A 19,693-nucleotide genomic window follows, 5' to 3' on the forward strand; every position below is an offset into this window, starting at 1 on the left:
TATATTAAACGCAGACAACTTAAGAAAACCTAACTCAAGGAAAACATTATGTCGTTAAAACAGGTCATGAGTGCTCTGGCTGTTTCTTCGGTTTTGTCGCTGCCTGCGTTGGCAAGTGACTATCTGGACACGTCCACGAGCTTTTCTGATGAAAACAAAAACACCAAAACTCGCGTTATTTTCGTACCAGAAGGTACGGCAGTTGAGCTACCAGAATGGTCAGGCTCTGATGTAAATGCCGTTAGCCGCGCTGCAGAAATTGAAGAATTTAAAGGCGAAGCGTCACAGTTAACCACAGTGATTGCCCCGGAAGGCACCAAAGCCAATCACCTGCTTCTGGCGGGCGTCGGTAACCCGGCTGAACTTTCCCGTTTTAAAGCCGAGAAGTTAGGCGCGTCTATTGCCGCTGCTTTAAAGCCTGAGTTAGAAAGCGTTGTTTTCGATACACGCCTGATCAGCAACCCAGGCATTGCTGCTGAGCTGAGTGCACACATTGCTCATGGCATCGACCTGCGCAATTACCGCTTCGACCGCTACCAGTCCGAGCCAAAAGAACGTCCAAAAACAGCATACCATTGGTTAGTAAATAGCCCTGACATGGCAGAGAAAAAATATCTGGCCTCGCGCGCCATTGCTGAAGGCGTGTTTGTTGCCCGCGACATTACCGCTCTGCCCGGCAGCGACGGCTACCCTGAAGCTATTGTGAAATTAGCTCAGGAAGCCATGAAAGACTTAAACATTGAGCTGACCATTGTCACGCCTGAGCAGGTCGACGAAATGGGTATGGGTTTATTAAAAAGTGTTAGCCAGGGCAGCCAACACGGCTCTTACCTGCTGACCGCACACTATAAAGGCAGTAACGCCGACCCAATCGCATTGGTCGGTAAAGGCAATACCTTTGACACTGGTGGCTATAACTTAAAAACCAGTTCTTCGTCTATTTTGCGCATGCAAACCGACAAAGCTGGCGCTGGAGCCGTTATTGGCGCAGTTATGGCGCTAGCGGCACAAGAAGCACCGGTCAATGTGGTTGCTATAGCACCGCTGTCGCACAACCTCATTTCTGGTTCAGCAACATTACCAGGCGACGTCGTTAAAGCCGGTGACGGTACTTTGGTAGAAATTGCTAACACCGACGCCGAAGGACGTCTGATTCTTGGCGACGGTAACTGGTATGCCAACGACAAATTCAAACCTCGCGCCATTGCCAATATTGCGACCTTAACCGGTTCGAAAGTTGGTGCATTGGGTACTGGCTACGCAGCTTTATTTGCATCCGAGGACGACTTACGCTCAGCTATTATCGAGGCTGGCAATGTCACTGGTGAGAAAGTCTGGGAGCTGCCATTAGCAGGCTATGACGGTATTATCGACAGTCCACTGGCCGATATTCGTAACATTGGATCTCCGGGCACACAGGCCGGTGCAGCGTTTCTTAAGCACTTCGCCGGCGACACGCCGTGGATCCATATCGATATGGCCGCTGACGCAATGGTCAGTTCAGATACCGGTATTCATCCGGCAGGACCAACCGGCTTCGGAGTGCGCTTATTAACTGAGTGGGTTCATCAGTTAGAAAACTAAGCAACACCAGATCTCTCATAACAAGCACCCACAAATGGGTGCTTTTTTTAACTACTGCGCATAAGCAGCGAGAATTTCCTCAACTTTCTTATCAATAGCTTCTCGACTCAGCCATTGCCCACGCACCATAACCCCTTGGTTCTCTCGCAGGGTATCGGGGTTCTCCAAAGGGTTATCCTTTAACAGAATAAAGTCAGCACGATGTCCGGCGGCAATTCGTCCAAAGGTATCCTGTTCGGCAAAGTAGTCGCCTGCCGCTACCGTGGCGGAACGCAGAATATCAGCCATAGGTATACCCGCTTCCGACATCAGACGTATTTCGTGGTGTACCGAATAACCCGGAACGCTGAACAACTGTGGCGCATCGGTTCCAAAAATGATCTTTGCGCCGCCTTCATGCAGAGCGTGTAGTAGCTTTTGGCGATTTTCCTGCTGCACTTGTGCCTGTTCCTGATTGAAGTAGCTGCTGGGGTTATCGTAGTAGTTTAGCCACCCTTCCCGAACAGCCGTTGGTACCAACTGAATTTCCGGGTACTCTTTCAGTTTGTTCGGATCGCCCGCCCCTATCAGGGTTTTCCATAAGGCCTGAGTGGGCACAACCGCAATATCATGCTCCAGTGTCATAGCCACCAGCAAATCAAGTTCGCCCTGCGTTATTTCTCTGTTCATGGCATCAACGTAAGCCAGGTAACCGTCCAGGTGATCAATGGTTCTCTGGCCTGCTTCCATGGCTCGTTTTAATCCGACCTCTGCCGGCACATGTCCGGCAAAGTCCATGCCCGCCTGTCGAGCCGTGCCTGCCATAGCCTCATATTCTTCAAGGGTTAACCCCGGATGCACTTTTAGTAAGTCCCACCCTTCTTCACGTTGGGCTATAACCCGCTCCGTTACCTGTTCAACCGACTCTATGGTATTGCCACTAAAGCTGGGCCCGGCTAAATATAAAGTTGGCCCCTGACGCTCTCCCGATTCAATGTCTGATTTCAGCTGCAGCTGGTGCGGATAGCCCAGCATGCCACGCACCGTTGTTACGCCATTGGCAATGTACAAAAACAACATGTCGTCGGCGTAGCGTTTAGGGAAGTCACCAAAGTCTGTTGCCGGCGGCACATGACCGTGCATTTCTGCCATACCCGGAAGAGCGTATTGTCCCTCAGCATCAATTATTCGCGTGTTGTCATCAAAAACCGGGGCTTCAGCACTCGAAAATACGCCACTAATGTAGCCGTTATTCACCACCAGTGTTTGTTGATCAATGACATTAGGCTCGCCCTTAAGCCAGTCAATGACAGTGACGTTTTTAACGACGTAGTCGGCACTGCGGGTTTCATTACCCTGAGGTTCGGCGTTATTACAAGCCGATAAAAATAAGGCCGCAACAGTTGCGGCCAGAAGGTGAGTCAATTTCATTTTGGTTGCCTCCGGCGTCAAATCTGCCTTTAGCCTAGCGCAAGCTTACAATAAAGCCCAGCGGATCAGGCTACCAACTAAGGTGACAGCCAGTACACCCAGGCACCACAGGCCGACAAACCATAGCCATTTTTTAAATACAGGCTTCATCAGTCGTGATACCCGCTGTTCGGGTCTACCTTACCTCTGAACACCCAATAGGTATAACCCGTGTAGGCAAAGATAATCGGCAAGAGCACTACAGCGCCAATAAGTAAAAACTTCAGGCTGTTGTCCGGCGCGGCGGCCTGCCACAAGGTAATGCTGCGCGGTACCAGGTAAGGGAAAATGCTGACCGCAAACCCGGCAAAGGACAGTAAAAACAGGCCAAGCCCCCAGAGGTAAGGTCGTCCTTCCTGCCGTTTTTGTAACGATCGCAGTAAGCCCAGAGTAATAACCACCAACAATATCGGTAACACCCACAAGCCAACCGATGCTGGGTAAGTAAACCAACGCTCGGCAATGTAGCTGTCAACGTAAGGCAAATAAAGACTGACAAAGGCAATGCAGGCAACCAGTAAAATGGCGCTGTACCAGCCCGCGCGATAACTTTGACGCTGCAGGTCACCTTTGGTTTTCATGACTAACCAGGTCGCTCCCAGCATCATATAGCCAATAACCACCGCCACACCGCAGAAGAAACTAAATGGGGTCAGCCAGTCAAACCAACCGCCAGAATACGCCCTATCAGTAACCTCTATACCCTGTAGCATTGCACCTAACATAATACCCTGACTCAGTGCGGCTATTAGCGAGCCAACGATAAAAGACAAGTCCCAGATGCCTTTCGCCCGCTTGGTTTTAAAGCGATACTCAAAAGCCACACCGCGAAAAATAAGTCCCAGCAGCATCGCAATAACCGGCATATAAAGAGCCGGCATCAGCACCGAATACGCGAGCGGAAACACCGCCAGCAAGCCACCGCCGCCAAGCACTAGCCAGGTTTCATTACCATCCCAGACTGGCGCCACGGTGTTCATCATGACGTCGCGGTCTTCTTCTTTTTTAAACCAGGGGAAAAGCAGTGCAATTCCCAGGTCAAAGCCGTCCAGTGCAACGTAAGCAAATACGGCGACCGAAATTAGTATTGCCCAAATCAGTGCGTAATCCATAGCTTAGGCCTCCTCATCGTAAATGCGTTCAGCCGCCATTGTAGGCTTATGCTTAGCATAATCAGGAATGGTCACTTTCTCAGGGTCTCCAGCCATTTTGCGCAGAATATAGAACGTACCGGCACCAAAAACGAGGAAGTAGACCACAATAAAGGCGATTAGGCTGCCTGCGACACCGGCTTTATCAATAGGAGACGCCGCATCGGCGGTACGTAGCAAGCCCTGAATAACCCAAGGCTGACGCCCAACTTCGGTGACTATCCAACCAGCAATAACAGCAACAAAACCCATTGGCCCCATAAACACACTGAAGCGCAATAGCAGACTATTATCGTAAAGCTTACCGCGTAACCGTTGCAGACCAGACCATAACCCTGCAAGCACCATTAACACACCAATACCAACCATAATTCTGAATGCCCAGAACACGGTTGCCACTGGCGGCCATTCTTCACGCGGAAATTGGTCGAGGCCAGTGACTTCGGCGTTAATATCGTGCTTCAGAATAATGCTGGCAAGGCCGGGAACTTTTAGTGCGTAATCGACTGTCGCCGTTTCTTCGTTGGGCAAGCCGAACAGATATAAAGGCGCTTCAGCTTCCGTATGGAAGTGTCCTTCCATTGCTGCAACTTTGGCCGGCTGATGCTCCTGCGTATTCAGTCCATGAAAATCGCCAACAAGAACCTGCAACGGTGCCACAATAAGCGCCATCCACATGGCCATGGAAAACATTTTACGTGCCGCCGCATTGGTTTTGTCTTTCAGCAAATGCAGAGCACCGACTGCACCCACCACAAAAGCGACGGTCAGATAAGCCGCCAGCAGCATATGCGCCAGCCGATAGGGAAAAGAAGGATTAAAGACCACGTCAAACCAATCGGTAACGATAAACTGACCAACATCGTTCATGGCGTAGCCTGCCGGAGTTTGCATCCAGCTGTTTACCGACAGTATCCAAAACGCTGAAAGGGCTGTGCCAAATGCCACCATCAAGGTAGCGAAGAAATGCAGCTTTTCGCCGACTTTATTCATGCCAAACAGCATGACGCCTAAGAAGCCCGCCTCAAGGAAAAAAGCTGTCAGCACTTCGTAGCCCATTAGTGGCCCGATAACCGGCCCTGCCTTGTCTGAGAATACCGACCAGTTCGTACCAAACTGGTAACTCATCACAATGCCCGACACTACCCCCATACCAAAAGCGACGGCGAAAATCTTGACCCAGTATCGGAATAATTTCTGGTAGACCGGATTTCTGGTTTTTAGATATAGCCCTTCTAGAACGGCTAAATAACTAGCCACCCCAATCGTGAAGGCAGGGAAAATAATGTGAAACGCAACAGTAAAAGCGAACTGAAAGCGCGCCAGAAATAGCGCGTCAAAACTCTCAAACATGGCAAGCACCGGTTGTTTAGGATTGCCTTAAGTATACGCCCTTATTGATAAAGATCAGGTGCGCTTGCAGGACAAATACTAATAATTGCCATACTTTTTGTATGGCTAATAGCGTAATAAGCCTCTACACCTTAACTCTCGGCACTCTCACGCTAACACCCGTGAGCAAATGCCAGGAAATAGTACCAGCACATGCGGCAATTTGACGCACGTCGATATTCGGACCCCAGAGTTCAACATCATCGCCAATTTGTACATCAGCAACATCCGTCACATCTATGGTCAGCATATCCATTGACACACGACCAGCTAAACCAACGATCTGCCCACGAACCATAGCAGGCGTTCCGTTTTCAGCCTGGCGAGGATACCCGTCCGCATAGCCCATTGCCACGGTTGCTATAAGACTTGGTCGTTGAGCGGTCCACGCACTACCGTAGCCAACCGACTCTCCTCTCTCTAGCTTATGCAACGCAATGATGGGAGCAACTAAACGCATGGCTGGCTTTAAACTCGCCTGCACCTCCGTGACCGCTGACGGATTAACGCCGTACAACAATAATCCAGCCCTGACCCAGTCATTCTCTTGCAACACCCACTGGGTCTCCGGATTCAATAAGCCAGCTGAATTATGAAAACTGCGGGCTTGGTAGCCGTCGGTGCTTTCAGACAGCTGGCAAAACAGTCGCTTTTGCTCTGCGTTCAGCTTATGGTCTGCATCCGCATTGGCTAAATGCGACATAAGAGTGACGCCCAACACATTCCGGCTTGCGTTTAGCCTTACCATGGCCTGCTGAGTCTGCTCTTCAGACCAACCCAACCGGTGCATGCCGGTATCAACTTTTAGCCATACCCACAGCGGCTTATTTAACGCAGTTTGTTCAATAGCCTGCAATTGCTGCTCACAGTGAACTACCGGGCTCAGGTTATGCTCTGCGCACACGGAAAGTTCCGACGCTGAAAAACAGCCCTCTAAAATGACTAAGGGCCCAGTGTAACCGGTCTCGCGAACGGCTAAGGCTTCTTCCATAAAACCAGCCGCCATGCCATCCACATGAGGCGTCAACGCCTGAGCAGCAGGCGCAACACCATGTCCGTACCCATCCGCTTTTACTACGCCCAATAGCTTTCCGCCATTCATTGTCTTACGTACCCACTGAGCGTTATGCGCAATTGCTGCAGTCGATATTTCGGCGCGAGTTTGGCGGTAGTGCATGGGATTTCCTTTTTCCTGTTTTGGAGGCAGAGCGTCAGTTTACCGTATTTTCTGCGAACTTGAACGGAACTCTTTGCATCGCTTCGTCAGCTTGAGTAACGTAAAGCCATAACCGAAAGGAGAACAACAATGTGGTTAAAGCAATCCGTTATCGCAGGTAGCCTAGCGCTACTTTTCACTTCCGTGCCAACGTTGGCTCAAGACGCCGCCAAGACAACATTCCAGGCGGAAGATATTTTCCAGCTTGAATACGCCAATCAAGTCAGTATTTCGCCAAACGGCAAATACATTGCGTACATACGCAACAGTTTCGACAATATGGAAGACAATACGCGTCGCTCATTATGGCTGATTGATACTGAAACCGGTCAACATTTACCGATTTTTGACGATCAATTCAGCTACGGCAGTCTGGCCTGGTCGAATGATGGTACTCGTCTTGCCTTTGCGTCTAACCGCTCTGATAAAAACCAAATTCATGTTCATTGGATTAAAGAGCAGCGTACCGCAAAAGTCACGCACGTGAGCAATAGCCCGGGCAGTATCAGCTGGTCTAACGACGATTCTCAGTTAGCCTTCACCATGTCAGTGAATGCAGAGCCTACGCCATTCGCTAAAAGCGTGAAAAAGCCGAAAAAACCCAAGGGCGCTAAATGGTCTGAATCGCCGATTATTGTGGAAGAAGCTTATTATCAGCGCGATGGTCGCGGCGTTCTGGAGCCGGCACATACCCAACTCTTCGTGGTTCCCGCTGAGGGTGGCACCGCGCGCCAACTGACCGAAGGCCCTTATCGACACGGCGGCCCTCTGGCCTGGACAGAAGACGACAGCCATATCGTCTTTTCCGGTAACCGCTCGGAAGACTGGGCGTATCAGGTTAACGAAAGTGACCTTTACAGTGTCAGCCTGAGCTCAAAGGAAGTAGCGCAAGTTACCGACAAGCCTGGTCGCGAGTCATCCCCGCAGTTTTCTCCTGACGGAAAGCGTCTGGCGTACTTGCACAGCTCCAATGAGCCGGTGCCTTACCATAAATCACAACTGTGGATCATGGATTGGAGCGAGCGTTCAGAAACCGAACTTCAAGCTGACTTTGACCGTTCTTTTAGTTCGCCACAATGGACCGGAAACGACTCACTAGCGGTTTCATACGCTGACCAGGGCAAAACCGTTGTTGCTGATGTCACATTGAACAATGAACTAACGAATCGGGTGGATGATGTGTCCGGCGTTTATGTCAGCCGACCATACACCATGGGCTCGTTTTCAGCGTCAAAAACCGGCGCTATTGCCTACACCAAAGGCTCCGAATATCGCCCGGCCGATGTCGGCTATCAGCCTCAAGGTGGTGAAGCGGTTCAATTTACTCAACTGAATGAAGACCTTCTTGGCCATCGTGAACTGGGTAAAGTCCACGAAATTCGCTACGAATCTCGCTACGACGGTCAGGAAATTCATGGCTGGTACATTACGCCGCCAAATTACGATGAAAGCAAAGAGTATCCTCTGCTGTTAGAAATACACGGCGGCCCTCATTTGTCTTACGGCCCGCATTTTGCGGCAGAACATCAACGCTATGCCGCCGAGGGCTATGTGGTGCTTTATGTAAACCATCGCGGCAGTACTTCATACGGTAAAGACTTTGCCATGCTGCTGGACGGCAACTACTCGTCACCTTATGACTTTGCCGACCACATGAGTGGCATTGATTTACTCATTGATAAGGGAATTGCCGACTCAGACAACTTGTTTATTGCCGGCGGGTCCGCAGGTGGCATCGCCACAGCGTATGCCGTAGGTCTAACCAACCGTTTCAACGCTGCGGCAGCCACGAACCCGGTCATTAACTGGGTGAGTAAAGTACTGACCGCTGACAGCTCAATTGGTCAAATTACCAACCAATTCCCGGGTATGCCATGGGAAGAGCTAGAGCACTATTGGCAACGTTCACCACTGTCTATGGTCGGCGACGTCGAAACGCCCGTGTTGCTATTTACCGGTGAGAAAGATCGTCGTACGCCGATATCTGAAACCGAGCAGTTCTACCAGGCATTGAAGCTGCAAAAAGTAGATACAGCTATGGTTCGTGTTCCGGATGCGTTTCATGGGGTGACGGCTCGACCCTCCAACATGATTGCCAAAATAGAACATGCACTGGCCTGGTTTGAGCAATATAAAAAATGAAGTTCGCCACGCTAGGCCCTGCCGGCACCTTTTCCGAGGTTGCCGCGGGGCTTTATCAGCCTGAACAAGATCACGACATTCAGTTACTGGATAACCTGGTCAGCTGCCTGGATTCAGTAGGTAAGGAATGCGACGCTGCCGTTGTTCCTATTGAAAATTTGACCGAAGGCTTCGTTTCTCCGGTCGTCGACTATTTGGTTCAACGGCCCTTGCGCATTCAGGCGGAAATTCGTATTCCTGTTGGCTTTCAGTGTCTCAGTAATCGTGCGAACCCTACCCAGGTATGGGCGCAGTTTGTCGCAGCCGGACAATGTAACTCGTACTTACACAAGCTCGGACTGCCTATTATTCATACGGCCAGCAACGCCGCGTCGCTTCAAGCTCTACTGACGGCTGAAGAGGCGTCTGCAGCCATCGTTCCCCAACACATTAGTTGCCCGGAGACGTTGCAGATATTGAATAACAATATCGCTGACAACCCACGCAACGAAACGCGCTTCGTGGTATTATCCGCAACATCTGAAGAGCCTGAGTTCATTAAGGACCAGCGTTGGAAAAGCAGCTTGCTGCTCATTGATGACAACGACCACCCCGGCTTACTGGTCGACAGCTTGCAGGTGTTTGCAAAGCAGCAAATCAACTTAACCTCTATAGTGTCGCGGCCGGCGGGTAGTCAGTTTGGTGACTATCATTTCTTTATCGACTTTGATGGTCACCGCAGCGAACCGGGTGTCGCTTCTGCTCTTGAAGAATTGACCGCTATGAACAACATTCACTGGCTGGGGTCTTACCCTGCCGCAGAAATAGGAAAGCAGTAATGTCTCTGGAAGTCATAAAACACGAACCGGCAGGCACAGCCGACGCCGTTATCATTTGGTTGCATGGCCTGGGTGCTTCAGGCAATGACTTTGTCCCCATGACTGAGCACTTAAAATTTGCCAACGCGCAGGTTCGCTTTTTGTTCCCTCATGCGCCACAAATGCCGGTCACCATAAACCAGGGCATGGTTATGCCCGCCTGGTACGACATTACCGACATGAGCATCGATCGCCAGATAGACAGCAAACAGCTGCGCGAGTCGGCGGCTAAAGTACACGCCATGATAGACGAGCAAGTTGCTCAAGGCATCGACAGTAAACGCATTATCATTGCCGGGTTCTCACAGGGCGGCGCCGTGGGTTATGAAGCTGCTTTGACCTACCCGAAACCGCTGGCGGGTTTAATGGCGCATTCTACGTACTTTGCGACAGCCGACGATATTCAGGTCAATGAAGCCAATGCACAACTGCCCATTTTGGTTCAGCACGGTACCCAAGATCCTGTGGTTCCGGAAGTTCTTAGCCAGAAAGCGTGTGCAATTTTGAAAGAGAAAGGGTTCTCAGTGACGTATCAAACCTACCCAATGCCGCACTCACTGTGCTTAGAGCAGGTTCAGGACATGCAGAAATGGCTGGATGAGCGGTTTTAACCGCTCACCTAAGCTGGAATTAACTTGCTAACAGTTGCAGTTTATCCGCCCACGTAGAAGCTAAATTCTCGCCCCGCTCAAACGAGTCGATCATAATATTCACGTGACCGACTTTACGACCCGGTCGCGCATCCTTGCCATACCAATGACATTCAGCGGCAGCCGCTTCCCATAAAGCTTCAGGAATACCGGCCACGCCAATCACATTAACCATTAATGTCGGCGCAATAAGCAGCTCTGGCAGCGGTAAGCCGGTAATCGCACGAATATGCAGATTAAACTGGTCGCAATTAGCGCCGCTCATCGTCCAGTGCCCTGAATTATGAACTCGCGGAGCCACTTCGTTCACCAGCAAATGCTGGTTGTCACCCTCTCCAACCACGAAAAACTCTATAGCCAAAACGCCGACGTAGTCGAGTGCATCGGTCAGCTTTTTATGATGCTCTTTGGCTAACGCCTCAAGCGCTTTAGAAAAGTGTTCTGCGCCCGCCAAACTATAAGACAGGATACCTTTCGTATGAACATTCAAAGTCAGCGGGAAACAGCGCTGCTCACCTTTATGCGAGCGCGCTCCAACAACGGACACCTCATCGGTAAAGGCTATCATGTCTTCGACAATACCCGGGCGTTGTCCTGCATCTTCAGCAATAGCGGTAATGTCCTCGCCTGGCTTCCAGCGCCACTGCCCTTTACCGTCGTAACCACCTTTTGCTGATTTGATCACAACCGCATGGTCACAGCTTTCTAAAATAGCCGTCAATTCAGTAGTGTTCTCATAAGCTTTCCAGGCGGAAGTGGGAATATCCAGCTCATCACAAAGCGCTTTTTGCGTACGACGATCAACTAAGCCATTGAAACGCTCTGCTTTTAATAAAAACTTATCGGCCGTTTTAGCAACCAGCGCTTCGCCTAAGTGCTCGTGCTCCCAGGTGGTTACATCCGCCCAGTCATTCGCCTCGGCTAGCGTCATTGCCAAAGGTTGTTGGCTACCTAAAGCCATCACCTTATCCAGTCGGTCACTGTATAAGACACATTCATGCCCCTGCTGAATAACAGCTTTACCCAGCATTTGACCTAACTGCCCGTTGCCAAGGATCAAAATTTTCATTTTGGCAGCTCCAAATCTGAGTTCGCCATGACTTTTTCTTTCTGCGCTGTGCGGAATTCATGTACGCGTTTACGCACGTCGCTGTCAAAGCTGCCAATAACCTGAGCAGCCAACAAGCCCGCATTGGCCGCACCGGCATCACCAATCGCCAGAGTACCAACAGCGACACCTTTAGGCATTTGCACAATAGACAATAAACTGTCTAAACCTTTTAATTGCTTGCTTGGAACCGGCACACCAAACACAGGAATAGCCGTATAAGCCGCCAGCATACCCGGTAAATGAGCAGCGCCGCCGGCGCCGGCAATAACCACAGGCACTCCGTCTTGCTCGGCTTGTTCCATAGTCGACTTAAGTAAGTCCGGCGTACGATGCGCAGAAACGACCTTCGCCTGCCACTTTACGTTCAGCGATTCCAGCATTTCTGCTGCTTTTTGCATTACCGGCCAATCGGACTGGGAACCCATTAGAATCAATACCGGAGCCATGGTGTCACCTTTTATTTACTGTTTTGGATGTGCATCTGCATTTGGAAAGGCGGGAATTGTAGCTATTGGCGGGCGCGACTGCAAATTTACTGCGGATTTTTTAAGCAAGCTACGACTTTTTGCTAATCGCCTTGTTAATCCGCTAAGGTAGAATGCTATAAAACATTGCTAATGAGGTATTCCATGTTGCTTTCAGCCCAAGACTCGCTGCTTCTTATTGTCGATGCTCAGGAACGGCTGTTACCGGCCATTCACCAACGTGACGTTGTCACCTCACGTATGCGCTGGCTGGGCGAAATTGCTATGCAACTGGACGTGCCCATTTTAATTACCGAGCAATATCCCAAAGGCCTGGGCTACACCGTTAGTGCCTTGCAGGACATTATTGAAGCCGGCCGAGTGGTCGAGAAAACCCACTTCAGTGCCTTGAAAGAGCAAACCTTCCGCGATGTGCTCAGTGAATACAATAAAAAACACCTTGTTATTATGGGCATGGAAACGCACGTTTGTGTCATGCAAACCGCTATAGATATGCAAAATGCGGGTTACCAGGTCTTTTTGCCGTCTGACACGGTTGGCTCAAGACGCCCCACAGACAAAGAATGTGCGATAGAGCGCATGAGAAACTCCGGCATTGAAATTATTACTTCTGAAATGGCGGCGTTCGAGTGGCTTGAGAAGTCTGGTACCGATACTTTCCGCCACATTAGTCGTAACTGGTTAAAATAAAACAAGGTCTTGTTGACTCGGGCTGTATAAAGCGTATACTCGAAGCCGCTGAGAAAATTTCGGCTATTGATTTGAGATTATTTACGAAGTCCTTTTTTGCTGTACCTCGTTTTGTAAGTCCAAGTAATACCAAGTTTTTTGAGCATTTTTGTTTTTAACATGCACTACGAGGAAATATCAGCATGTCTACTACTACTGGTAAAGTAAAATTCTTTAACGAAGCAAAAGGCTTCGGTTTCATCGAGCAAGAAAACGGCGCAGACGTATTCGTACATTTCAGCGCTATCCAAGCAGACGGTTTCAAAACTTTGGCTGAAGGCCAACAAGTTTCTTTCACCGTTGCTCAAGGTCCTAAAGGTCCTCAAGCTGAAAACGTAGTTCCTATGTAAGGAACTCTTAGTGCACATAGTGCATTAAGCGTTTTAAAGAATTTCGAAACGCCGCTTTTTTAAGCGGCGTTTTTTTATGCATTAATAAACTTTCTTTTGTCTTTCCCTCAACTATTCCTGAAAAAATACGATAACTTTACTAGTATTGATATTAATCAAAGTTTCTTAAAAGGTTGTTATGAAAAATAATGGTCCGGTCACCGGCAAGGAAAACCGTTTCCCCGATCACTACAGACTAATCTCTTCGACAGATCTAAAAGGCGTTATTCGTCACTGCAATGAAGATTTCGTCAAAGTAAGCGGCTACACACGCGACCAACTCATTGGTTCACCACACAACATTCTGCGCCATCCGGATATGCCAGCAGGCGTATTCGAGCATATGTGGAAAACCATTAAACGGGGCAAGCCCTGGATGGGCCTTGTTAAAAACCGTTGTAAAAATGGCGACCATTACTGGGTTAGTGCGTATGTCACACCCATTATGGAAGACGGAAAGCCGCAAGGCTTTGAGTCCGTTCGTGTCGCCACATCAGATACCCGAAAAAAGCGTGCTCAATCGGTTTATGACCGACTAAACGCAGGCAAACATGCATTACCGCTAACTCAGCGTTTCTGGCTTGGCTGCAAAGACCTCATGCCGGTTGTGATTCCGGGCGTTACGGCCAGTGCGGTCATTGCATTAATGGGTCAACCCGTGGCTGCGCTTATCGCACTTGCGGCGACCGCCGTAACGACCTTTGCCTATGGCGCTTATATTGGCCGAATGCTGCAAGGACTACTTAATCTACGTCCCGAAGCCTTCGACTCTGAGTTAGTAGGAATGACCTACTTCAATATGCAGGGGCGAGAAGCAAAACTGGCGATGCAGCTATTAAGCGAAGGCGCACGAAACAGGACCGCCCTTAGCCGCATGAAAGATGCAGTTTCAGGACTTTTAGCGATAGCAGATGACACTCACCAACAAGCAGCGGACAGTAAAGCTCAAATAGACAAGCAAACAGCATCGACCGAACAAACCGCAACGGCCATGAATGAAATGTCGTCGGCAATTCAGGAAGTGGCTGATACGGTAGAGCGTAACGCCCAGCAAGCTGAATCGGCCCGAGCTAATGTCGAAAACAGTGTTCAGCTCGCGCGTCAAGCGAGTGATGTTATTGTCAGCTTGCACGACGCAGTTAAGGAAATTGCTCAAACGGTTCATGAGCTCGATCAGTCAACCGGTGCGATAGGTGAAGCAGCCGATTTAATTTCATCGATTGCTGACCAAACCAATTTACTGGCTCTTAACGCCGCCATTGAGGCAGCACGTGCCGGTGAACACGGTCGTGGGTTCTCGGTAGTAGCAGACGAAGTACGTAACTTGGCGCAACGCACAACTCAATCAACAGACAGCATTCATCAGGTCATTCAACAACTGCGCGATAAAGCGGGTAACGCGGTTTCTGTATCGAACAAAGGCGAAGAAGCTGCGGCTGATGGGGTCAACAAAGTGAGAGAAGCCGACACAGCGTTGGGCGAAATATCGACGGCTATCCAGGAAATTTCAGATATGTCCACCCAAATGGCGTCGGCCGTTGAAGAGCAAAGCGGAGTTGCTGAGCATATCAGCGAGCAAATCACCTCTATTGCGGACACTGCACGCTCAACTCAAGCAACATCGGAGCAGACTCAGAGTTCAAGCACAGAGCTGCAATCAACCATTAAGCAGCTCTACTCGCTTATTGAACGCTTTGACTTGAAGTCCTAAAAGTTATCCTGCTCTTTATGATGAGTGCGTCGCTCAGCGGCGCGCTCAGTTTCTTCCAAAAAGTCGACATCATCGACATCAACTTCCGGAATTTCGCCGCATACATCACCACCAAGCTTATTGATCGCCTGGCAAAGATCAGCGACCTTGGTATCTAAAACTTGAACATGGTCAAGCATACGACCTATCGCTGTCGCGACGGGATCAGGGTTATCCGCCGAAATCGCATATGCATCAAAGCCATACTCTCGCGCCATTTTTTCCCGGCGTTCACTGGTCTCTTTATCAACACCCGACTTCGCCACACGAGCAGGAATACCAACAACCGTCGTTAGCTCAGGAACGTCACGTACCACCACGGCATTCGAGCCAATTCTCGCCTGCTGGCCAACCGTGAGCGGCCCTAAGACTTTTGCACCGGCACCAATAACAACACCGTCTTTCAACGTTGGGTGTCTTTTGCCTTTATGCCAGCTGGTGCCGCCTAAAGTGACACCGTGATACAACGTAACGTCGTCACCTATTTCCGCGGTTTCACCAATCACAACGCCCATACCGTGGTCGATGAAAAAGCGGCGCCCTATTTTAGCGCCCGGATGTATTTCAATACCGGTCAGCCAACGCGCAACGTTTGAAAGAAAACGAGCCAGCCAGTAAAACTTCCACGTCCACAGTTTATGGCTTATACGATGAAACCAAATGGCGTGCAGCCCGGGGTAATGGAACAGTACCTCCATGGTATTGCGAGCAGCCGGGTCACGATCGAATACACTGGCGATGTCTTCTTTCATTCCTTTAAAAAACGCCATGCGGCCTCCTCAGGCGGCGGGAAAATTCTTCAATAGCTTGTCGACGTCAGCAAGGATAATGTCGCGCATGTTTTTCTCGTATCCTTCACGCTCATCATCCAGCTCACGAATCTTTTTCTTAGGAAACTTTTTGCGGTTTTCATGTGTCGGCATGTGTTTAATTTTGTCGTACATGTCATGCATCGCCGGATAGTCCTGCGAGTAGTCATATTTGACCGCTTCCGGCCGATGGTCGAGCAGCACAACGATTCGTAAACACCCTTCAGACAAAGGGCACTGCTCTTGTTGCATTGCCTTAGCTATCGTAATAATACTCTCGTCAATTCGATCAACACGCTTTTGTACGGCCGCTTTGCGTATATTATTCTGACCACGTAGTCGTAACATTAGCGTTGCCGCATACCATCCAAGCCCGATAATAATAACGAGCCCAACTATGGCTATTACCCAAAGTAGTTCACTGGACATTAGTACTCCTCATCATCCCAGTCGTCATCAAGCTCGTAACCCAGCTTGCTGATAAGTGTTTCGTAACGCTCTGACTTTTCATCCAAATAGCGCTGCTCTTCGGCACTCAAGGTTTCCCCTTCTTCAAAGCGTTCAGCCAAACTTTGTAGGCGCTCATCGTTTTGCAGCTGCTGCAACTGCTGCTCAGGCGTCATCACAAGTTCTATTTTACGGCGACTGCCAACGCGAGGATCTTTCTCATCCGAACTTTCGCTTTGAGTCGCGGTTGCTTTTTGATGCTCAAGGTGGCGCTGGCCCGGCCGCAGACCTTTCCCTTTCTTTTTCCCCTTAGTGCTTACTTCACTTGGGCGCTTGTCTTTTGGCTGCTTCGAGGGTGCCAAAGGACCTGTCTTACGTGTTTTCTTTCGGCGAGTCATTGTCGCTCCTGGTTAGGAAAACGTTAAAGTAAAGATATAGGGGTATTGTAACGCAAGAATGCGTAAAACGTCATTGTTGGAATAAGAATGAGGGGGTAGAAAAGAAAAAAGGCGATGTTGCCATCGCCTGCTTTCTCATAAGACGGGCAGCGCACTGCTACTATGAGAATGGTTGTCACTGCTTCCGAGTTGTTATTGCGGTCTTCCGTAACCTGTTTTTATTGTTGTTATTATTAAATGGAGCAACCGCAAGCCTCTCGGCTGTTTACTCCCTGGATTATCGATAAATGAGATGACTGTTTACAAAACGGAAATCTAACTTTTCGATAATCGCCTCGACCTCTTGTTATTTTTTTGTATCGAGTTAGCTGTATTTTTACAGTCTTTTTATTATTTTCTCAAGGGCTACAAGCCAATTATTTTTGTTTTTGTCCGGCTAGACCGTCCTCGAGCGTTGTTAACAATACTTGAACCAAATATTAATTCAACAACTTTCTTGATCTAAAAAACAACTTTTTTATTACTTTTTGTTAACAACGGAGATTCATTTGCCTTTCAGACTCCACTTTAGCTATAGTTAAAAATAAAACACAAATGCAAAACACCGAATATCATTTTTCAGGCTTCCAGTTTCAACCTGAACGTAACTTGTTGATATCAGACTCCCACTCCGTCATTTTGGAGCAGCGAGTTTGTGCACTATTGGTGGTGTTTTGCAAAAGTCACAATAAAGAACTCTCTAAAGCGGAAATAATTGAAGCTGTTTGGCCTGACCGAGTAGTTAACGAAGATAGTCTATCGGTTGCAATAAGCAAGTTGCGAAAAGTACTCTCCGATAACCGCCATAACCCGTTTTATGTAAAAACATTATCCGGCAGAGGCTATCAATGGCTGCAAGAAGTCACTAGCCAAAAAGCAGAAGTGGAACCGAGCCGACCTAAAGAGCCATCAGCGCAGATTCACAAAAGTAAGGCCAAACCTCGAAAGTACCACACAGGCCTTGTCATACTAGCCACTACCGCACTAGCGCTACTAACCGTTGGCGCCCTTCACCTCTTTAATGCTCCCTCGAAGCAAAATGAAAAAAGCGAGTTCCCAAAAGCAATAACGGAACAACACAACCAGGCGCGTGAAGCGCTGGAAGTTGTAGATACAGAGCACCAACGCAAAGCGATCTCTATAGCTCGAGATGTTATTAAACTAACGCCTGACTATATTCCGGCTTATCTCACTGTTGCTGAAGCCAAACTAAACCTAAGCATGTTGAACAGTTACAGGGATATTGGGATTTATCGAGATGAAGTGTCGTCAATAGTGGATTTCATCATAGAAAAAGACCCTGCCAACGGCCGCGCCTGGCTATTGAGAGCGTGGCTTTCACACATCGCTGACTGGGAGTTTGAAGCAGCTCAAGCCGCCTACCTTAATGCACTAAAGTATAGTCCAGATGACCCACTTGTTTATCAAGGTTATTCAGAGTTTTTACTTGCTATTGGTGACTTTAAACAAGCAGAAGAGTTTCTCGATGAGCTTCGCCGGAAAAACCCCGATTACTATAGATACTTGAACATGTCGTATGTGTATTTATTGAAGGGGGAATACGACCTTGCCAAAGCCGAAGTGCAGCGCATTGCCAATTCGGAGGCTGAATCTCGTCTATCTCCCAGAGTTCTGAATCGTATTGCGATTTTAACAGAAGACAAGGACGCCACATTTAGAACCTTAAAACAAATGATGATTGAGCAAGAGCTTTCTCCTGAACAAATTACACATTATGAAAACCTATTTCATACTCAAGGTTTAACCTCTGTTTATCAGGAGCTATTAGATAAGCGAATAGAGGCCAACCTTGGGCACCACTTACCGCCACTATCCTGGGCGCGCTATGCGCTAATTGCGGGCGACTTTGATCAAGCTATTCACTGGCTTGAGAGGGCTATTGAAATTAAGCAGCCTGCCGCTGTCTTCATTCCTATAGACCCTCTTTACGAGCCGCTAAACCAACATTCAAAATTTGATGGGATCAAGAGCAAAATGCAAAGCTATATTCGAAATTAACTGGCCAATGGAAACTCATTAGCCGTTAATACCTTAACAATAACGCCATCTTGTAAGGTTTCTGCACCTCTTACTATAACCTTCTCACCTATAGCCAGACCACCAGTTACGCCCACGCGGTTTCCCATACCTTCAGTAATTTCCACAGGAACTTTATGAGCTCGGTTTTCACTATCAAGCTTATAAACAAAATGCCCGTGAGAGTTAATGACTAGAGCGTCACGCGGTACTGAAACATAGTTCTTTTCTACCGCGCTTGGCACGCTTACGCTGACAACCTGTCCAATATCAAATCGCTCTAGCTGAAGCTCAGGGATATCTAAGTAAGCAGTAAAGGTTTGCGATCGTTCATCACTGACAGCCACAACTGCTCTAACGGGAAGCACAGTACGTCCGCCACTAAGGTAAACTTCTACAGAGTCTTTTGCTTCTAAATAACGGCTGTAAGCAAGTGGTCCGTGTAACTTAACTTCCAGTTCTTCTAAGCTCACCAATTTAAGCAATTGAGATGTACTGCCAACCGCCTGCCCTTCTCTCACATAACGTTTCGAGACTATTCCAGAAAACGGCGCTTTCACCTGCGCCTTATTCAAATTATCCTGCGCCTGCTGACGCTCAAGCTCCAATAACTGCAAGTCAGCTTCTGCTAGCTCTTTATCAGTCTGAGCTCTATCTAGAGCTTGAGCAGACACTGACTGGCTGCTTTTCAAGCGCTCCAACCTATCGAACTCCTGCTGCAGCCGCTTTACCTCAACCTTTTGACGCATGATACGTACCGCAAGGCGTTGCTCTTCTAGTTGCAGCTGAGTGGTATCTAACTTAGCTACCGTATCCCCCTCATTCACATATTCACCTTCCTCAGCAGTCCAGTCGACAATGCCTGAAATTCCGCTGGATAACTCAGTTTGATAGCGGGACTGCACATGACCCGTAACTCGAATTGCGGGGCTCAGCTTTTTCTGCTCGACTGTCGCGACAGACACGACCGGCTCATTGGCCGCATAAGTTGCCGTGCTTAACAGGAAAGTTGCTAATAATGTTACTAATAAAGTTTTCTCAATAATTTTCATGATTCA

Annotated in this window: 18 protein-coding genes; 8 read left to right on the top strand and 10 right to left on the bottom strand. The window is 48.8% G+C overall.

From position 1 onward, the window contains the following. Positions 1 to 48 precede the first annotated feature (48 nt). Positions 49 to 1,584 (top strand): leucyl aminopeptidase family protein, encoded by a 1,536-nt coding sequence (locus CEW91_RS12045; protein WP_088769272.1) that lies wholly within the window; start codon positions 49 to 51, stop codon positions 1,582 to 1,584. A gap of 51 nt (positions 1,585 to 1,635) precedes the next feature. Here the strand turns inward: CEW91_RS12045 and CEW91_RS12050 are convergent, their stop codons facing one another. From CEW91_RS12050 to alr, 4 genes are all read right to left on the bottom strand, one after another. Next, positions 1,636 to 2,994, bottom strand: coding sequence for an amidohydrolase family protein (locus tag CEW91_RS12050; RefSeq protein ID WP_088769273.1), 1,359 nt, complete (start codon positions 2,992 to 2,994; stop codon positions 1,636 to 1,638). Between the two features lie 149 nt (positions 2,995 to 3,143). After that, positions 3,144 to 4,145, bottom strand: a complete 1,002-nt coding sequence (gene cydB / locus CEW91_RS12055) for a cytochrome d ubiquinol oxidase subunit II (RefSeq protein WP_088769274.1) — start codon at positions 4,143 to 4,145, stop codon at positions 3,144 to 3,146. A gap of 3 nt (positions 4,146 to 4,148) precedes the next feature. After that, on the bottom strand, positions 4,149 to 5,537 hold the full coding sequence (locus CEW91_RS12060; RefSeq protein WP_088769275.1) for a cytochrome ubiquinol oxidase subunit I: 1,389 nt from the start codon (positions 5,535 to 5,537) through the stop codon (positions 4,149 to 4,151). A gap of 124 nt (positions 5,538 to 5,661) precedes the next feature. Next, positions 5,662 to 6,753 carry an alanine racemase gene (alr, locus tag CEW91_RS12065; RefSeq protein WP_088769276.1) on the bottom strand — a complete coding sequence of 364 codons (1,092 nt, stop codon included), beginning with the start codon at positions 6,751 to 6,753 and terminating at the stop codon, positions 5,662 to 5,664. A gap of 129 nt (positions 6,754 to 6,882) precedes the next feature. Here alr and CEW91_RS12070 point away from each other — a divergent pair, with 129 nt between their 5' ends. From CEW91_RS12070 to CEW91_RS12080, 3 genes are read left to right on the top strand one after another with little or no spacing between them, the layout of a single operon-like run. Next, positions 6,883 to 8,934, top strand: coding sequence for a S9 family peptidase (locus tag CEW91_RS12070; RefSeq protein WP_088769277.1), 2,052 nt, complete (start codon positions 6,883 to 6,885; stop codon positions 8,932 to 8,934). Next, positions 8,931 to 9,752, top strand: a complete 822-nt coding sequence (locus tag CEW91_RS12075) for a prephenate dehydratase (RefSeq protein WP_088769278.1) — start codon at positions 8,931 to 8,933, stop codon at positions 9,750 to 9,752. Before CEW91_RS12070 ends, CEW91_RS12075 begins: the two co-directional genes overlap by 4 nt. After that, a complete protein-coding gene (locus tag CEW91_RS12080) occupies positions 9,752 to 10,402 on the top strand; it encodes an alpha/beta hydrolase (protein ID WP_088769279.1) in 651 nt (216 codons plus the stop codon). The genes CEW91_RS12075 and CEW91_RS12080 overlap by 1 nt, the downstream gene beginning before the upstream one ends. A 19-nt stretch (positions 10,403 to 10,421) precedes the next feature. On the opposite strand, the gene CEW91_RS12085 is transcribed toward CEW91_RS12080, so the two are convergent. Further along, positions 10,422 to 11,510 carry an ATP-grasp domain-containing protein gene (locus tag CEW91_RS12085; protein ID WP_088769280.1) on the bottom strand — a complete coding sequence of 363 codons (1,089 nt, stop codon included), beginning with the start codon at positions 11,508 to 11,510 and terminating at the stop codon, positions 10,422 to 10,424. After that, positions 11,507 to 11,998: a 5-(carboxyamino)imidazole ribonucleotide mutase gene (gene purE / locus CEW91_RS12090; RefSeq protein WP_088769281.1), complete on the bottom strand. Its 492-nt coding sequence runs from the start codon at positions 11,996 to 11,998 to the stop codon at positions 11,507 to 11,509. The genes CEW91_RS12085 and purE overlap by 4 nt, the downstream gene beginning before the upstream one ends. A gap of 183 nt (positions 11,999 to 12,181) precedes the next feature. Between purE and CEW91_RS12095 the strand changes: the two genes are divergently transcribed. The 3 genes from CEW91_RS12095 (at position 12,182) to CEW91_RS12105 (ending at position 14,866) form a co-directional block, all read left to right on the top strand. Then, positions 12,182 to 12,727, top strand: a complete 546-nt coding sequence (locus CEW91_RS12095; RefSeq protein ID WP_088769282.1) for a hydrolase — start codon at positions 12,182 to 12,184, stop codon at positions 12,725 to 12,727. 182 nt (positions 12,728 to 12,909) lie between these two features. Further along, the gene (locus tag CEW91_RS12100) at positions 12,910 to 13,116 is read left to right on the top strand and encodes a cold-shock protein (protein ID WP_006954095.1); all 207 of its coding nucleotides are present in this window, start codon (positions 12,910 to 12,912) and stop codon (positions 13,114 to 13,116) included. A gap of 178 nt (positions 13,117 to 13,294) precedes the next feature. Continuing rightward, positions 13,295 to 14,866, top strand: coding sequence for a methyl-accepting chemotaxis protein (locus CEW91_RS12105; RefSeq protein ID WP_088769283.1), 1,572 nt, complete (start codon positions 13,295 to 13,297; stop codon positions 14,864 to 14,866). Here CEW91_RS12105 and cysE read toward each other — a convergent pair. Genes cysE through CEW91_RS12120 form a run of 3 tightly spaced genes read right to left on the bottom strand, consistent with a single transcriptional unit; the run spans position 14,863 to position 16,559 of the window. Further along, a complete protein-coding gene (gene cysE, locus CEW91_RS12110) occupies positions 14,863 to 15,675 on the bottom strand; it encodes a serine O-acetyltransferase (RefSeq protein WP_088769284.1) in 813 nt (270 codons plus the stop codon). The two genes, CEW91_RS12105 and cysE, sit on opposite strands and share 4 nt — an antisense overlap. Positions 15,676 to 15,684: 9 nt before the next feature. Then, positions 15,685 to 16,143, bottom strand: a complete 459-nt coding sequence (locus CEW91_RS12115; protein WP_088769285.1) for a DUF2489 domain-containing protein — start codon at positions 16,141 to 16,143, stop codon at positions 15,685 to 15,687. Continuing rightward, on the bottom strand, positions 16,143 to 16,559 hold the full coding sequence (locus CEW91_RS12120) for a GTPase-activating protein (RefSeq protein ID WP_088769286.1): 417 nt from the start codon (positions 16,557 to 16,559) through the stop codon (positions 16,143 to 16,145). The genes CEW91_RS12115 and CEW91_RS12120 overlap by 1 nt, the downstream gene beginning before the upstream one ends. 594 nt (positions 16,560 to 17,153) lie before the next feature. Here CEW91_RS12120 and CEW91_RS12125 point away from each other — a divergent pair. After that, the gene (locus CEW91_RS12125) at positions 17,154 to 18,617 is read left to right on the top strand and encodes a winged helix-turn-helix domain-containing protein (protein WP_088769287.1); all 1,464 of its coding nucleotides are present in this window, start codon (positions 17,154 to 17,156) and stop codon (positions 18,615 to 18,617) included. Here CEW91_RS12125 and CEW91_RS12130 read toward each other — a convergent pair. Next, a complete protein-coding gene (locus tag CEW91_RS12130) occupies positions 18,614 to 19,687 on the bottom strand; it encodes an efflux RND transporter periplasmic adaptor subunit (protein ID WP_088769288.1) in 1,074 nt (357 codons plus the stop codon). The two genes, CEW91_RS12125 and CEW91_RS12130, sit on opposite strands and share 4 nt — an antisense overlap. Positions 19,688 to 19,693 lie beyond the last annotated feature (6 nt).

Source organism: Idiomarina piscisalsi, from assembly GCF_002211765.1.
Lineage (GTDB): Bacteria > Pseudomonadota > Gammaproteobacteria > Enterobacterales > Alteromonadaceae > Idiomarina > Idiomarina piscisalsi_A.

What these genes read in the sequence shown, in the direction of transcription:
- CEW91_RS12045 (WP_088769272.1), top strand. Translation starts at nt 49, where the DNA reads ATGTCGTTAAAACAGGTCATGAGTGCTCTGGCTGTTTCTTCGGTTTTG.
- CEW91_RS12050 (WP_088769273.1), bottom strand. Translation starts at nt 2,994, where the DNA reads ATGAAATTGACTCACCTTCTGGCCGCAACTGTTGCGGCCTTATTTTTA.
- cydB (WP_088769274.1), bottom strand. Translation starts at nt 4,145, where the DNA reads ATGGATTACGCACTGATTTGGGCAATACTAATTTCGGTCGCCGTATTT.
- CEW91_RS12060 (WP_088769275.1), bottom strand. Translation starts at nt 5,537, where the DNA reads ATGTTTGAGAGTTTTGACGCGCTATTTCTGGCGCGCTTTCAGTTCGCT.
- alr (WP_088769276.1), bottom strand. Translation starts at nt 6,753, where the DNA reads ATGCACTACCGCCAAACTCGCGCCGAAATATCGACTGCAGCAATTGCG.
- CEW91_RS12070 (WP_088769277.1), top strand. Translation starts at nt 6,883, where the DNA reads ATGTGGTTAAAGCAATCCGTTATCGCAGGTAGCCTAGCGCTACTTTTC.
- CEW91_RS12075 (WP_088769278.1), top strand. Translation starts at nt 8,931, where the DNA reads ATGAAGTTCGCCACGCTAGGCCCTGCCGGCACCTTTTCCGAGGTTGCC.
- CEW91_RS12080 (WP_088769279.1), top strand. Translation starts at nt 9,752, where the DNA reads ATGTCTCTGGAAGTCATAAAACACGAACCGGCAGGCACAGCCGACGCC.
- CEW91_RS12085 (WP_088769280.1), bottom strand. Translation starts at nt 11,510, where the DNA reads ATGAAAATTTTGATCCTTGGCAACGGGCAGTTAGGTCAAATGCTGGGT.
- purE (WP_088769281.1), bottom strand. Translation starts at nt 11,998, where the DNA reads ATGGCTCCGGTATTGATTCTAATGGGTTCCCAGTCCGATTGGCCGGTA.
- CEW91_RS12095 (WP_088769282.1), top strand. Translation starts at nt 12,182, where the DNA reads ATGTTGCTTTCAGCCCAAGACTCGCTGCTTCTTATTGTCGATGCTCAG.
- CEW91_RS12100 (WP_006954095.1), top strand. Translation starts at nt 12,910, where the DNA reads ATGTCTACTACTACTGGTAAAGTAAAATTCTTTAACGAAGCAAAAGGC.
- CEW91_RS12105 (WP_088769283.1), top strand. Translation starts at nt 13,295, where the DNA reads ATGAAAAATAATGGTCCGGTCACCGGCAAGGAAAACCGTTTCCCCGAT.
- cysE (WP_088769284.1), bottom strand. Translation starts at nt 15,675, where the DNA reads ATGGCGTTTTTTAAAGGAATGAAAGAAGACATCGCCAGTGTATTCGAT.
- CEW91_RS12115 (WP_088769285.1), bottom strand. Translation starts at nt 16,143, where the DNA reads ATGTCCAGTGAACTACTTTGGGTAATAGCCATAGTTGGGCTCGTTATT.
- CEW91_RS12120 (WP_088769286.1), bottom strand. Translation starts at nt 16,559, where the DNA reads ATGACTCGCCGAAAGAAAACACGTAAGACAGGTCCTTTGGCACCCTCG.
- CEW91_RS12125 (WP_088769287.1), top strand. Translation starts at nt 17,154, where the DNA reads ATGCAAAACACCGAATATCATTTTTCAGGCTTCCAGTTTCAACCTGAA.
- CEW91_RS12130 (WP_088769288.1), bottom strand. Translation starts at nt 19,687, where the DNA reads ATGAAAATTATTGAGAAAACTTTATTAGTAACATTATTAGCAACTTTC.